Raw genomic sequence first — 13,770 nt, 5'->3', positions numbered from 1 at the left:
CTTACAGGCCCAGGATCATCTGCGTGATGATGTTTTTCTGGATTTCATTCGAGCCGCCATAGATCGATGTCTTGCGGTAATTGAAGTAATACGCGGCCAGCGGCGCAGCCAGGTCGTCGCCGCCAGCGCTGTGCGGCGCGCTGCCGTCCAGAAATGCCGGGTCGAACGGCAAGGCTTGCGGGCCGATGGCTTCCACCATCAGTTCCGTCAGTTGCTGCTGCAATTCCGAACCGCGCACCTTCAGCATCGATGCCTGCGGTCCCGGCCCCTTGCCTTCGTCGCTGATGACACGCAAGACCGTCATTTCCAGCGCCATCAATTCAATTTCCAGGGTGGCGACCTTGGCGGCGAACGCGGGATCGTGCAGCAGCGGTGCGCCGCGCTTGGTTTGTTGCATGGCCAGCTGCTTGAGGAAAGTCAGCTCGCGCTTGGAGCGGCCGACGGCGGCGATGCCCGTGCGCTCGTGGCCCAGCAGATACTTGGCGTAGGTCCAGCCCTTGTTTTCCTGGCCCACCAGGTTGCTGACGGGCACGCGCACGTTATCAAAAAAGACTTCGTTCACTTCGTGTTCTTCATCGAGCATGATGATGGGGCGCACGGTGATGCCCGGCGTTTTCATGTCGATCAGCAAGAAACTGATGCCTTCCTGCTTGCGCACCGTGCTGTCCGTGCGCACCAGGCAAAAGATCATGTCCGCGTGCTGGCCCAGCGTCGTCCAGGTTTTCTGGCCGTTGACGATGTAATGGTCGCCGTCGCGCTGGGCCGTGGTTTTCAGCGAAGCGAGGTCGGACCCGGCGCCCGGCTCGGAGTAACCCTGGCACCACCAGTCGTCGCAATTCAAAATGCGCGGCAGATAATATGCTTTTTGTTCGGCGCTGGCGAAGGCCATGATGACGGGCGCCACCATGTTGACGCCGAAGGGCAGGATCGGTGGCGTGGCGGCGCGCGCGCACTCGTCTTCCCAGATGTGGCGCTGCACGGCTGTCCAGCCCGTGCCGCCATGTTCGACGGGCCAGGCCGGCGCGGCCCAGCCTTGTTGCGCGACAATCTTGTGCCAGCGCACGTAATCGTCGCGGTTCAGGCGCAGATGCTGGCGCACCTTGCGCTGCAAGTCCGCCGGCAAATGGGTATCGAGGAAGGCGCGCACCGTGTCGCGGAAGGCGCTCTCCTCGGCCGTGTAATGCAGGTCCATGTCTGTCTCCTTGTTCTTATCGGTTGCCGTGATGACTGCACGCAAGGAAGCTCAGCGCACAAAAAAGCACGACCGTTCTCAAGGATTGTACAACAGATTGGGAGCGGCACCAGCGGTTTTACACAGGCTCAAGGTTCATCGCGAAGCCATGCCACTTTTCGCCATTACCTTTGAACTAATAGCCCCCGCAACAGCAATTCCAATGCCGCAACTGCTTTTATCAGGCGCGCATTGCCTTCGTCGCCGTCTGCGATCCAGAACGCCGCTTCCGCCAGGCTACCGTAGATCAGCGCAGCCAGTGCCTGTGGGCAAGCGTCGGCCACGATGCCCTGGTGAATCAGCTGCTGGATCAGCCCTTGCATCGACTCGAGGCAATGGCGCTGCGAGTCCGGTGAAGCGCCGCCCAGGACCGCCCTCGCATCGCGCAAGACGATGCGCTGAATTTCCGGTTCCAGGGCCATCTCCAGATAGGCACGGCAGCGGCTGCGAAAGCCTTCCCACAAGTCTGCGGCGCCGTCGGAGATGGCTTGCAGGCGGCCATCCATTTCCGCGTCTATCTGCTCGACCACCGCCAGCAGCAAGCCCTTCTTGTCGCCGAAGTGATGGTACAGCGCACCCCGCGTCAGCCCTGCCTGGGCGGTGAGGTCGTCCATCGACGTGTCGGCATAACCGCGCTCGCTAAACACTTTGCGGGCCGTGGCCAGCAACGAGGCGCGGGTTTCTTCCATTTCCACACGGGTGCGGCGAACCATTTCTCTCTCCTTACATACGTAGCGCATGATTGTTTATATACAGTGCGTATGTATATATACTTATTCATACGCGATGTATGTATTATCACTGCGACGTATCTCCATTGCAAGCAGGGCTGCGCCGTTTATCAAATGATCAATGAAGGATATGCACCATGAGTACGTCTTCCTGCGCTGCCGCAGAAACTTCTACCCGCCACCTGTGGCTGGCGGTCACCGCTGTCGGCATGGCTACTTTTTCCGTCGTGACGACGGAAATGCTGCCGGTCGGCCTGCTGACGCCGATTGCCGACACACTGGACACCTCCACGGGAACGGCCGGCCTGATGATCTCGCTGCCAGCACTATTAGCGGCCATGTTTGCGCCGCTGGTCGTGCTCGCATCGGGTAGCCTGGACAGGCGCAAAATACTCTGTGGTTTGCTGACACTCCTGGTGATCGCAAACATTGCTTCGGCCCTGGCGCAGAACATGGCGTGGATGCTGGCGGCACGTGTACTCGTCGGTTTCTGCATGGGCGGCATCTGGGCCATCGCCGGCGGCCTCGCTTCCCGGCTGGTTCCTGCCCGCTCGGTTGGGCTGGCAACGTCGGTCATCTTCGGTGGCGTGGCGGCCGCTTCCGTGCTGGGCGTGCCGCTAGGCGCACACATCGGCGACCTCGCAGGATGGCGCTGGGCTTTCGGCGTCATGGCACTGTTCAGCGGCCTGGTACTGGCGCTGCACCTGGCCGTCATTCCCGCCCTGCCCGCTGCCGCTGCGGCGACCTGGCGCCAATTCGGCAAGCAGCTGCGCAACAGGCGGTTGCAAGCGGGGCTGCTTCTGACCCTGTTGCTGGTGAGCAGCCATTTCATGGCCTTTACCTTCGTGCGTCCGCTACTGCTGTCCGTGTCGGGGTTCGATGCGCAATGGCTGGGCGCACTGCTGTTTGCCTATGGCTTCGCTGGCATCCTTGGAAACTTCCTGGCCGGTGTCATGGCCTCGCGGCGCACGGCGACGACCATCATCGCCATCTCGGGCGGCCTGCTGCTTACGCCGCTGCTGTTCCTGGCCGTCGGCGACTCGGGCATCGGCGGCGGCGTGGCATTGCTGACCTGGGGACTGGCTTACGGTGGCGTATCGGTCGGCCTGATGACTTTGATGCTGAAGGCGGCGCCCGGCGCCGTGGAGATCGTCGCCGCGCTGTATGTGGGCGTCTTCAATATCGGCATTGCGCTCGGGGCGTGGACCGGTGGCCAGGCCGTGGACAGGCTGGGCCTGTCCGCCAACCTGTGGCTTGCCGCAGGATTTGCCGCGGCCGCCTTGCTGCTGTCGTTTGGCATCCGCTTTATGGAAGCCAGCAAGCAGCCTGGCGCTGCAAGCGATTGACGCTGGCCGCCATCAGCCATACAAGTGCAGCAGCACTTGCACGGCCACGATCTTGACGATGGTCATGCTGGGGAAAATCATGGCGTAGCCGAGGTTCGGCCGGTCCGACTTGGCCAGGCGGTTGGCGAACACCAGCACGGCCGGGTTGCCCGTGGCGCCGGCCGCGATGCCCAGCAACTCGGGAAACGGCAGGCGCAGGAAGACCTTGCCGAGGATGACGACAAGCGCCACCACCACCAGCACCGTCACGGCGCCGAGCGCCAGCATGGGCAAGCCGTCGGCGCCCACTTGCTGCACGAAAGGCAAGCCGGACGCCATGCCCACGGAGGCGAGGAAAATCGTCAAGCCATAGTTGCGCATGACCAGGTTGGCCGACAGGGGCAGGCGCCAGCTGATCTTGCCGACTCGGCCCAGGCGGCCCAGAATCAGCGCCATCACCAGCGGGCCGCCGGCCAGGCCCAGGCTGAACGAGCCTATCCATGGCAAGGGAATCGGCACCAGGCCCAGCAGCACACCCAGGACCATGCCCATGCCCAGCGAGACATAGCTGAACTCGGCCGTGGCCGTGATGGAGTTGCCGAACAGCTTGCGCACGTCGGCCGCATGTTTGGCTGGCGCGATGGCCATCACCCTGTCGCCAAACTCCAGGGTCAGGAACGGGTGCGGCAGGATCATGGCGTCGCCACGGCGAATGAACGCGATCTGCAGGGGGAAATCCTTGGCCAAATTCAATTCGCCCAGGGGCACGCCGACGATTTCCGCGTCCGACACGAACACTTCCGTGCCGTCGAACGCGCTGCGGTCCTTCATCAGCCGGCCCGGATCCAGGTGGCCCAGCGCCGTGCGCGCCGCTTCCACACCCGCCACCGTGCCCGACACCATCAGCGCGTCGCCCACGCCCAGCACGAGGCCCGGATCGGGCAAGCGGTTCTGGTGGCCCTGGCGCACGCCGATGACTTGTACGCCCGCCAGCGGACCATCGGCCAGTTCGGACAGGGCCGCGCCCGCCAATGTGGCTGCGTCGATGGTGATTTCGGAGACGACGATGGGCGCCGGCGGCGGCGTCAGCACGGGTTTTAGTATCCGCCCGGCCAGGTACAGGCCCAGCATGGGGCCGACCACGCCGAACGGATACGCGACGGCATAGCCGACGGCCGCGTCGCCATTGCCGTGCGACGCTTCCAGCGCCGCCTGCAGGGCGGCCGTGCTGGTCATGGCGCCGGCAAACACGCCGCTGGCCATGCGCAGCGAGATATCGATCCACTGCCCGCCCCAGACGGACACGGCCAGGCCGCCCATGACGGAGACAAAGGCGATCAGATTGTGTTTCTGCCCCGCACCGCGCAAGCCGGCGAAAAACTGCACGCCATACTGCACGCCGATGCCATACAGGAACAGCAGCAAGCCGATGGAGCCGACCATCGGCGGCGGCACGGAACCGGGAGCAAAGGCGCCCAGCGCCAGCCCCGCGAACAGCACGCCGCCCACGCCCAGCGAAAAGCCGAACACGCTGATGCGCCCCAGCGCATAACCGGCGCCGATGACGAGAAACAGGGCGAGGATCGGCGTGGACTCCAGCGTGTGACGAAATAATTGAAGCATCAGAAACCTTGGTCTGGGGAAGGCCCAGTTTAGCATGCACAAAAGCAACACGATGGCGATGATGACAAGCAAGCGTGCGCAGCTTTGCACCTTAAAAATGGGCAAAAAAAAGCCCGCTGCGGGAGCGGGCTGAATCTAATTCCTGTGAGGAAGTAGAGGAGACAGGTGAATGATGCCGCATCGCAGCATATTCATCCAATTCTATGTTGTGATGATAGAAATATGTTTTATCAATATCTACCCTCCTCTTCGCGCAAGGCCTGCTGCACGGCGGGACGCTCGCCGACGCGCTCGATCAAGCGCCGCACTTGCGGGAAAGCCGACAAGTCCACCTTGGTGTGCGCCGACCAGCTGAGAATGGTGTACAGATAGGCATCCGCGATGGAGTAACGCTCGCCCAGCAGATATGGCCCGCCGGCCGCCAGTTGCCGCTCCACATAGTCGAGGCGTGCGGCCAGGCGCGAGCGGGCCACGTCCTGCGCCTGCGTGCCGTATTCCGGGTGGAACAGCCAGGGGCTGAACACCTTGTGCAGCTCGGTGGCAATAAAACCCAGCCACGACTGCAGCTGCACGCGCGCCAGGGAGCCGGGCGGCGGCGCCAGGCCGCTGGCCGGCGCCAGGTCGGCCAGGTATTGCACGATGGCCGTGCCTTCCAGCAAGATGGTGCCATCGTCCAGCGCCAGCGCCGGCACGTACAGGTTCGCATTCACCTGCGCATAGTCCGCGCCCGTTTCCGTGACGCGTGGAATCTTGCGAATATCAACTCTTTCCAGCTCCAGCGCAATACCCGCCTCGATGGCCACGATGTGCGGCGACAAAGAACACGTTCCCGTTGCGTAATACAGTTTCATGATGCCCTCCTCGAAAAGTTACACGGACGCGGGATCGAGCTTGTCCACGTCGATGCCGTATCTGGCGATGGCTACGCCAATCTTGCTGCGCGGCAGCTGGCCCCCATCGGCCAGCGCCGTCAGGGCGGCCAGCACGATGAAATGGCGGTCCACTTCAAAGAAGGTGCGCAAGGATTCGCGCGTATCGGAGCGGCCAAAGCCATCCGTACCCAGGGCAACGAAACGCCGGTCATGCACGAAGGGGCGCACCTGGTCGGCCACGATCTTCATGTAATCGGTAGCGATCACCACCGGGCCTTGCCGGCCAGCCAGGCATTGCGCGATATACGGCACGCGCGGTGCGCTGTCCGGGTGCAGCATGTTCCAGCGTTGCACGGCCAGGCCGTCGCGACGCACTTGCGTCAGGCTGGTGGCGCTCCACACGTCGGCCGCCACGCCGAAATCCTGCTGCAGCAGCACGCTGGCGGCCTGCACTTCGCGCAGGATGGAGCCGCTGCCCATCAGCTGGACGCGCGGCGTGGTTGCCATGAGTGCTTCCGGACTTTCCTGCAGCAGATACAGGCCCTGCAAGATGCCCGCCTCGGCGCCTGCCGGCATGGCCGGGTGCGGATAGTTTTCGTTGAGCAAGGTGATGTAATAGAAAATATCCTCTTGCTCGGCAAACATGCGGCGCATGCCGTCGTGGATGATGACGGCCAGCTCGTAGGCATAGGTAGGATCGTAGGAAATACAGTTGGGAATCACGGACGACAGCACATGGCTGTGGCCATCGTCGTGCTGCAGGCCTTCGCCCATCAAGGTCGTGCGGCCCGACGTGGCGCCCAGCAAGAAGCCGCGCGTGCGGGCATCGGCCGCCGCCCACGCCAGGTCGCCCACGCGCTGCAAGCCGAACATCGAATAGAAGATGTAGAACGGAATAGTGGCCAGGCCATGGTTGCTGTACGACGTGCCGGCGGCGATCCAGGAGGAAATGGCGCCCGATTCGTTGATGCCTTCCTGCAAGATCTGCCCATCCTTGGCTTCCTTGTAATAGCTGAGCTGGCCCGCGTCCTGCGGCGTGTACAGCTGGCCCAGATAGGAATGGATGCCGATCTGGCGGAACAGCCCTTCCATGCCAAACGTGCGCGATTCGTCCGGCACGATGGGCACGATGATCTTGCTCAAGGCGGGATCTTTCAGCAGGGTACCGAGGATGCGCACGAAGGCCATGGTGGTGGACGCGCCCCGCTCGCCGCTATCCTTGAGCTGGGTGGCGAACGTGGACAGCGGCGGTATGGGCAAGGGCGCCACCTTGCTGATACGGGCAGGAATGTAGCCGCCCAGTTGCGCCCGGCGCGCGGCGAAGTAGCGCGCTTCCTCGCTGTCCGGCGCCGGTTTCAGATACGGCATCTCTTCCAGCTGGGCATCGCTGACGGGCAGCGCGAAGCGGTCGCGGAAGGCGCGCACGGCGTCGGCGCTCATTTTCTTCAATTGATGATTGATGTTCTGCCCTTCGCCCGCCTCGCCCATGCCAAAGCCCTTGACGGTCTTGGCCAGGATCACGGTGGGACGGCCAGTCGTGCGCATCGCTTCCGCGTAGGCCGCGTGGACTTTTTCGGGATCGTGGCCGCCGCGCGTGAGCTTCCAGATGTCGTCGTCCGACATGTGCGCCACCAGCGCCAGCAGTTCCGGATACTTGCCAAAGAAATGCTCGCGCACATACGCGCCATTCTGCGATTTGAAGGTCTGGTAATCGCCGTCCACGCATTCCATCATGCGCTGACGCAACAAACCGCTCGTATCGCTCTGCAATAAAGCATCCCAGCCGCTGCCCCAGATGACCTTGATGACATGCCAGCCGGCCGCGCGGAAGGTGCCCTCCAGTTCCTGGATGACCTTGCTGTTGCCGCGCACGGGACCGTCCAGACGCTGCAGGTTGCAGTTGACGACAAAGATCAGGTTATCGAGGCGCTCGCGGCCGCCCAGGGAAATGGCGGCCAGCGATTCCGGCTGGTCCATCTCGCCATCGCCAAGGAAAGCCCACACCTTGCGGCCCTGGTGCGGCTTCAAGTCGCGGTACTCGAGATAGCGCATGAAACGGGCCTGGTAAGCGGCCGTCAGCGGTCCCAGTCCCATGGAGACGGTGGGAAATTGCCAGAAGTCGGGCATCAGCCGGGGATGCGGATATGACGACAAGCCCTCGCGGCCCGCTTCGCGGCGGTAATTGTCCAGCTGCGCTTCCGTGATCCGGCCTTCCAGATAGGCCCGGCCATAGATGCCGGGCGCGGAATGGCCCTGGATGTAGACCAGGTCGCCGGCAAACTGGTCCGTTTGACCACGGAAGAAATGGCTGAAGCCGACGTCATACAGCACGGCCGCCGACTGGTAAGTGGCGATGTGGCCGCCCACGTTCGAGTGTTTGGCCGCGCGCAGCACCATCACCATCGCATTCCAGCGGATGTAGGCATTCAGGCGGCGCTCGATGGCCAGGTCGCCCGGATAAGCGGGCTGGCGCGCCGTGGCGATGCTGTTGGTATAGGCGGTGGTGACGCGGCCGTGCATGCCGCCGTGCTGCGCGGCATCAATATCGACGAGCTGGTCGATCAGGTAATGGGCGCGCGGGCGCCCTTCCACGGCGACGACGGCCTGCATCGCCTCCAGCCATTCTTTGGTTTCTTGCGGATCGATATCGGGTACGGCGAGGGATGGGGTCATGGCAGTCTCCTGAGGGTGGGCATACATCGTCATGATCGATTGCTACTGCAATCATTGCATTTGCAATCGTTATGCCGGCCATTGTATAGCGCTATAATTGCATTTGCAACTGTGATTGATCTGGAGGAATACCGATGTCTGAAACTGCGCCTGAAATTGGCTCGCCCCCCGCGCCCGACCTGTGGTTTTCATTCGTGCGTACGCACCGTTTGATGATCCGCGAGATCGAACGCCGCCTGGCGGCGGCCAAGCTGCCCGTCTATGCGTGGTATGACGTGCTGTGGGGACTCGAAAGCGGCCCCGACGGTTCGCGCCGCATGCACGAACTGGCCGACGCGCTGGCCATCGAACGCTACAACCTGACGCGTCTGGTGGACAAGCTGGAAACGGACCGGCTGGTGACGCGCACGCGGTCGATGGAAGACGGGCGCGCCGCCTTCGTTTCCATCACGGAAGAAGGAAAAATCCTGCGCAAGCAAATGTGGGCCGTCTACCAGGCCACGGTGGCCGACCTGTTCCTGGCGCAATTTGACAACGGCGGTCAGCAAGACTTCAGCGCCGCCCTCGTGCGCGCCGCCGAGGCGGCACGCAACGCAGGCCAGGGCAAGGTTCAGACCAAGGCGTAGCGCCGCAGCGCGTACTCGACGAACTGCAGGGGCAGCGCGCCGTCGTCGGCCAGGGCTTTCAAGGCGGTGACGGCCAGCCATGGCGCGCTGACCTCCATCATGGCGTCAGCGCCGACGGCGATGAAACGCCCGCGCACATGGCCGCCGATCTGGCCCGCGATGTGCTGCCCATAGCCGGTAACGGCGATGACGGGCGCGGCGCTGTCATCGAGGCAGCGCCGCACATGGGCCAGTCTTGGAATGGCGCGCGGGTGACACAGGTTCCACTGCTCCGCCGCCTGCGCATCGCGCGCCAGGCGGGTGTAGCTGGGGCAACTCCACACTTGCGCGGCAATATCCCAGTCCTCCTGCAGCAAGCGGGCGGCATCAGCAACGACGGCCAGCATCGTTCCCGCCCCGCACAGACGCACCCGGCATGGCTCAGGGCTCAGCGGCGACACGCGGTACATGCCCAGGCTGGCCGCTGCCGCATCGGCATCCGACAAGGGCGCCGCCACCGCATCCGCATCATGTATGGCCAGGTAGTAATAACCTGGCTGCTGTTCCACATACAGCGTTTCCAGTGCCGCGCGCAGGATGGCGCGTACTTCCTCGCCCGTCGCCGGGTCGAAGGGCATGCAATTGTGCTGCGCGGCCAGCCAGGCGGGCAGCGCCGGCTGCACGCCTTTCGGCCAGCGAGAAGATTGCGTTTCCGCATCGCTGCAAACGATGCCACGCTCGCGCGCATCGACCAGCACGCCACTCAGTGCCTGAACCGAAGCGGGACGGCACAGATACAGCAACGGTTTGTCGGCGCCATAGCGCAGCGGCCAGGCACTGGCGGACGCCGTCACATTCCAGGCATCATCATGCCGGTGCGTCACTTCCGCGCGCACGACGCGGATGGCATTCGCCGCACCCGGGCCCGTCTGCAAGCTGCCCGCCATGGCGCCCAGAGCGCGGCGCGGCGAAACCTGCCGCAACGGCAACGCCGGCGCTGCCGCCAGCGCGGCCAGGCAGGCTTGAGCGGCGTCGCGCGCGGCGTCCAACGGCGGAGAAGAAGGGGAAGAATGCATGAAGGCTCCTGTTTCAACAACGCTTGCGCAAGGCAGACATAGCCTATACGATTGCAAATGCAACGATTGTAGTTGCAATCCTTTGCGCGAGCAAGGGACGCGGGCCAACCGACATTCCTGTCTTCGAGGTGAAAAATGACGCTGAACAATCCTGAAACCGTGCGCATGGCCTATGCCGTGAAACTGACGAACGCGCAAGTCGAGGCCGCCAAGCGCCTGTATGCCGCGCATTTCGGCGCCACCGACAACCCGCAGGCGATGGCCGCCATCATCGCGGCACTGGCGCGCAACTACAGTTCGGCCGTGGCGGCGAATGTGCTGTAGCGCCACGCATGACGCAGGCAAAAAGAACCCGCTATGCAAGCGGGCCTAGCTCGCTCCAAAAATAACGAGCTTTCGATGCGTTCCTTGTGCGCGCGTCACCAGCACGCGGGCTTGCTCTACGGTGACGCAAGTCTGCGGGGCAAAGCCCGCTGGCACCGTTTCCGCATCGCGCGCGATGATTTGCGGATCATTGATCACGTCGTAATCGCCGCGCTTGAAAAGCAGCTGCTCGATACCGGCGTCCCCTTCGGACACCGGTGTGACGACGATCAGCGACCAAAGGCCTTCATCACCCAGAAATTTCTTTTGCTTCAGGAATGCGTTAACGCGCTCTGCATGCGGCACCGGGTCGATCAGCTCGCTCTGATAGATGCCCATCGGGCACAGCATCGTGCCGGGCGGCCATCCCATATCGGGCAGTGCCGCGACCGTGACCGGATGCAACTGCGCCAAATGGCGGTCAAGCGGGTGCTTCTCCTCCGAACAGGCACCGAGCGCCATCAGCGCCAGCATGCCGGCGGCGCGAAACAAAGGCATCATCAACTTGTCTCCTTGTATGTTTATGCTTAAACAAGCTTATCTTAAGGCATGCAGCCGTGGGAAAACAGGCAAAAAAAAGCCCGCTACGGAAGCGGGCTGAATCTAATTCCTGTGAGGAAGTAGAGGAGACAGATGCATGATCCCGCATCGCAGCATCATTATCCAATTGCATGTTGTGATGACAGAAATACGATTGTTCTATATCTCAGCCATAGCGGCCTCCCCTGCCCCTGCCATCCTTATGCCACGGCGTCGCCGCGCAAGGTTTTCGCGGCCGCCACCATGTTGGCCAGCGCGGGTATGACTTCTTTCCAGCCGCGCGTTTTCAAGCCGCAATCGGGGTTGACCCACAGGCGCTGGGCGGGGATGCGCTCGGCCGCCTTGCGCATCAGTTTTACCATTTGTTCCTGGGCAGGAATATTCGGCGAGTGGATATCGTAGACGCCAGGGCCGATGTCGTTCGGATAGTTGAAATCATCGAAGGCGTCCAGCAATTCCATGTCGGAGCGCGACGTTTCGATCGTGATCACGTCCGCATCCATGCCGGCGATCTGCGCGATGATGTCGTTGAATTCCGAATAGCACATGTGCGTGTGGATCTGCGTTTCATCGGCCACGCCATTGGCCGTGATGCGGAACGATTCCACGGCCCAGCGCAGGTACTCGGCCCATTGCGATTTGCGCAGCGGCAAGCCTTCGCGCAATGCCGCTTCGTCGATCTGGATCACGCGGATGCCGGCCTGTTCCAGGTCCTGCACTTCGGCGCGGATGGCCAGCGCCAGCTGGTAGCACGACACGGAACGGGGCTGATCGTCGCGCACGAAAGACCAGTTCAGGATGGTGACGGGGCCCGTCAGCATGCCTTTCATCGGCTTGTCCGTCAGCGACTGGGCGTAGGTGCTCCACTCGACCGTCATGGCGCGCGGACGGCTGATGTCGCCGAACAAAATGGGCGGCTTCACGCAGCGCGAACCGTACGATTGCACCCAGCCGAACTGGCTGAAGGCGTAGCCGTCGAGCTGTTCGCCGAAATATTCCACCATGTCGTTGCGTTCCGCTTCGCCGTGCACAAAGACGTCCAGGCCCAGTGTTTCCTGTTCCTGAACGCAATGGGCAATTTCCGCCTGCATCAGTTTTTTGTAGCTGGCTGCATCGAGCTGGCCGCTGCGGAACTGGCTGCGGGCCTGGCGGATTTCCGCCGTCTGCGGGAAGGAGCCGATGGTTGTCGTTGGGTACGCGGGCAATTGCAGCAGCGCAGCTTGCTTGGCGGCACGTTCGGCATAGCTGCCGGCGCGCTGGCCCAGGCTCGCATCGATACGGGCCACGGCCGCTTTCACGTCGGGATTGTGCACGCGCGGCGACTGCCGGCGCGCTTGCACGGCCGCATGATTGGCATCGAGCGCCGCCTGCACGGAGGCGCGGCCCTTATTCAGCGCGCCAGCCAGGGTGTGCACTTCATCGAGCTTTTGACGGGCAAAGGCCAGCCAGGATTTGATATCTGTATCGAGCTTTTGTTCACTGTCCAGGTCGACGGGCACGTGCAGCAAGGAGCATGACGGGGCGATCCACAGGCGCGATTGCAGGCTGGCGTGCACGGGTTCCAGCCATGCCAGCACCTCATTCAAATCCGTCTTCCAGATATTGCGGCCATTCACCACGCCCAGCGACAGGACGCTGCTGGCGGGCAATTGGGCCATCACCTGCGCCACTTCCTCGCGGGCGTTGATGGCGTCAAGATGCAAGCCATGCACGGGCAGCCTGCACGCCAGTGCCAGATTGTCTTGCAGCTTGCCGAAATACGTGGCCAGCAGCAATTTGACGTTCTTGACCTTGCTCAAGGCATCATAGGCCGTGACCAGCGCCTGCTGCCAGGCGCCGTCCAGTTCCGTGACGAGGATCGGTTCATCGATCTGCACCCATTCCACGCCTTGGGCCGCCAGTTCCTGCAGCAGTTGCACGTAGACGGGCAGCAAGCCTTGCAGCAGCGCCAGCTTGTCGGAATCATCCTTGGCCTTGCCCAGCCACAGATAGGTGACCGGGCCGATCAGCACGGGCTTGGCCTTGACGCTCAATTGACGCGCTTGCGCCAGTTGCCGCAGCAAACGGCTGCTGTCGAGCTTGAACTGCGTCCCGGCCGAAAATTCCGGCACGATGTAGTGATAATTGGTGTCGAACCATTTCGTCATTTCGCCGGCGTGGACGCAGCTGCAATCGCTGTCGCTGGCCGAGCGGCCGCGGGCCACGCGGAAATAGTTGTCGAGCGCCGCGCCTTGCAAGCCGCGCACGCGCTGCGGCAAGTTACCCAGGGTAAAACTCAGGTCCAGCACCTGGTCGTAAAAGGAAAAGTCGCCGACGGGCGCCAGGTCCAGCCCGCTCTGGTCTTGCCAGTGACGCTGGCGCAAGTCCGCACCATGGCCTTCCAGCGCGTCCAGGCTGCTTTGGCCCTTCCAGTAGTCTTCCAGGGCGAATTTCAATTCCCGTTTGGCGCCAATGCGCGGATAACCCAAGTTATGTGTCGTGACGGTCATGGCGGTAGTTCCTCCTGATGAAGTATGGAGACATCATAGAGGCTTTCATCCATGAAAAATAATGGTAAAACTTCATATATCCATTAGCAATATTCATAGAAGCGCAGACGGGCACAGGCAAAAAAAAGCCCGCTACGGGAGCGGGCTGAATCTAATTCCTGTGAGGAAGTAGAGGAGACAAGTGCATGATGCCGCATCGCAGCATATCCATCCAATTGCATGTTGTGATGATGGAAATATGA

The 13,770-nt window shown here is 62.5% G+C and carries 11 protein-coding genes; 3 read left to right on the top strand and 8 right to left on the bottom strand.

The genetic code is table 11. From position 1 onward, the window contains the following. Position 1 precedes the first annotated feature (1 nt). Both ACPJXG_RS11200 and ACPJXG_RS11195 read right to left on the bottom strand, forming a co-directional pair. Positions 2-1,192 carry an acyl-CoA dehydrogenase family protein gene (locus ACPJXG_RS11200; RefSeq protein WP_035819722.1) on the bottom strand — a complete coding sequence of 397 codons (1,191 nt, stop codon included), beginning with the start codon at positions 1,190-1,192 and terminating at the stop codon, positions 2-4. Between the two features lie 164 nt (positions 1,193-1,356). Beyond that, the gene (locus ACPJXG_RS11195) at positions 1,357-1,944 is read right to left on the bottom strand and encodes a TetR/AcrR family transcriptional regulator (RefSeq protein WP_035819724.1); all 588 of its coding nucleotides are present in this window, start codon (positions 1,942-1,944) and stop codon (positions 1,357-1,359) included. 155 nt (positions 1,945-2,099) lie between these two features. Here ACPJXG_RS11195 and ACPJXG_RS11190 point away from each other — a divergent pair, with 155 nt between their 5' ends. Further along, the gene (locus ACPJXG_RS11190) at positions 2,100-3,308 is read left to right on the top strand and encodes an MFS transporter (RefSeq protein ID WP_425254271.1); all 1,209 of its coding nucleotides are present in this window, start codon (positions 2,100-2,102) and stop codon (positions 3,306-3,308) included. A 12-nt stretch (positions 3,309-3,320) separates the two neighbouring features. Here ACPJXG_RS11190 and ACPJXG_RS11185 read toward each other — a convergent pair whose 3' ends face one another. From ACPJXG_RS11185 to aceE, 3 genes are all read right to left on the bottom strand, one after another. Further along, positions 3,321-4,910, bottom strand: a complete 1,590-nt coding sequence (locus ACPJXG_RS11185) for an aspartate:alanine exchanger family transporter (protein ID WP_425254270.1) — start codon at positions 4,908-4,910, stop codon at positions 3,321-3,323. A gap of 230 nt (positions 4,911-5,140) precedes the next feature. Next, the gene (gene gstA, locus ACPJXG_RS11180) at positions 5,141-5,761 is read right to left on the bottom strand and encodes a glutathione transferase GstA (protein ID WP_425254269.1); all 621 of its coding nucleotides are present in this window, start codon (positions 5,759-5,761) and stop codon (positions 5,141-5,143) included. An 18-nt stretch (positions 5,762-5,779) separates the two neighbouring features. Then, on the bottom strand, positions 5,780-8,455 hold the full coding sequence (aceE, locus tag ACPJXG_RS11175) for a pyruvate dehydrogenase (acetyl-transferring), homodimeric type (protein WP_425254268.1): 2,676 nt from the start codon (positions 8,453-8,455) through the stop codon (positions 5,780-5,782). Between the two features lie 134 nt (positions 8,456-8,589). Here aceE and ACPJXG_RS11170 point away from each other — a divergent pair, with 134 nt between their 5' ends. Then, positions 8,590-9,081 carry a MarR family winged helix-turn-helix transcriptional regulator gene (locus ACPJXG_RS11170; protein ID WP_425254267.1) on the top strand — a complete coding sequence of 164 codons (492 nt, stop codon included), beginning with the start codon at positions 8,590-8,592 and terminating at the stop codon, positions 9,079-9,081. Here the strand turns inward: ACPJXG_RS11170 and ACPJXG_RS11165 are convergent. Then, positions 9,066-10,136, bottom strand: coding sequence for a transketolase-like TK C-terminal-containing protein (locus ACPJXG_RS11165; RefSeq protein ID WP_278316256.1), 1,071 nt, complete (start codon positions 10,134-10,136; stop codon positions 9,066-9,068). The two genes, ACPJXG_RS11170 and ACPJXG_RS11165, sit on opposite strands and share 16 nt — an antisense overlap. Positions 10,137-10,271: 135 nt before the next feature. Between ACPJXG_RS11165 and ACPJXG_RS11160 the strand changes: the two genes are divergently transcribed. Continuing rightward, complete coding sequence (locus tag ACPJXG_RS11160; RefSeq protein WP_099378805.1) at positions 10,272-10,460, top strand: hypothetical protein; 189 nt, start codon at positions 10,272-10,274, stop codon at positions 10,458-10,460. A gap of 45 nt (positions 10,461-10,505) precedes the next feature. On the opposite strand, the gene ACPJXG_RS11155 is transcribed toward ACPJXG_RS11160, so the two are convergent. Then, the gene (locus tag ACPJXG_RS11155; RefSeq protein ID WP_425254266.1) at positions 10,506-11,000 is read right to left on the bottom strand and encodes a hypothetical protein; all 495 of its coding nucleotides are present in this window, start codon (positions 10,998-11,000) and stop codon (positions 10,506-10,508) included. Between the two features lie 239 nt (positions 11,001-11,239). Then, a complete protein-coding gene (gene metE, locus ACPJXG_RS11150) occupies positions 11,240-13,528 on the bottom strand; it encodes a 5-methyltetrahydropteroyltriglutamate--homocysteine S-methyltransferase (RefSeq protein WP_425254265.1) in 2,289 nt (762 codons plus the stop codon). Between the last annotated feature and the right edge of the window lie 242 nt (positions 13,529-13,770).

The sequence above is a fragment of the Janthinobacterium sp. NFX145 genome, assembly GCF_049810325.1.
Taxonomy (GTDB): domain Bacteria; phylum Pseudomonadota; class Gammaproteobacteria; order Burkholderiales; family Burkholderiaceae_D; genus Janthinobacterium; species Janthinobacterium rivuli.
This window is presented reverse-complemented; position numbering and strand designations above follow the sequence as displayed.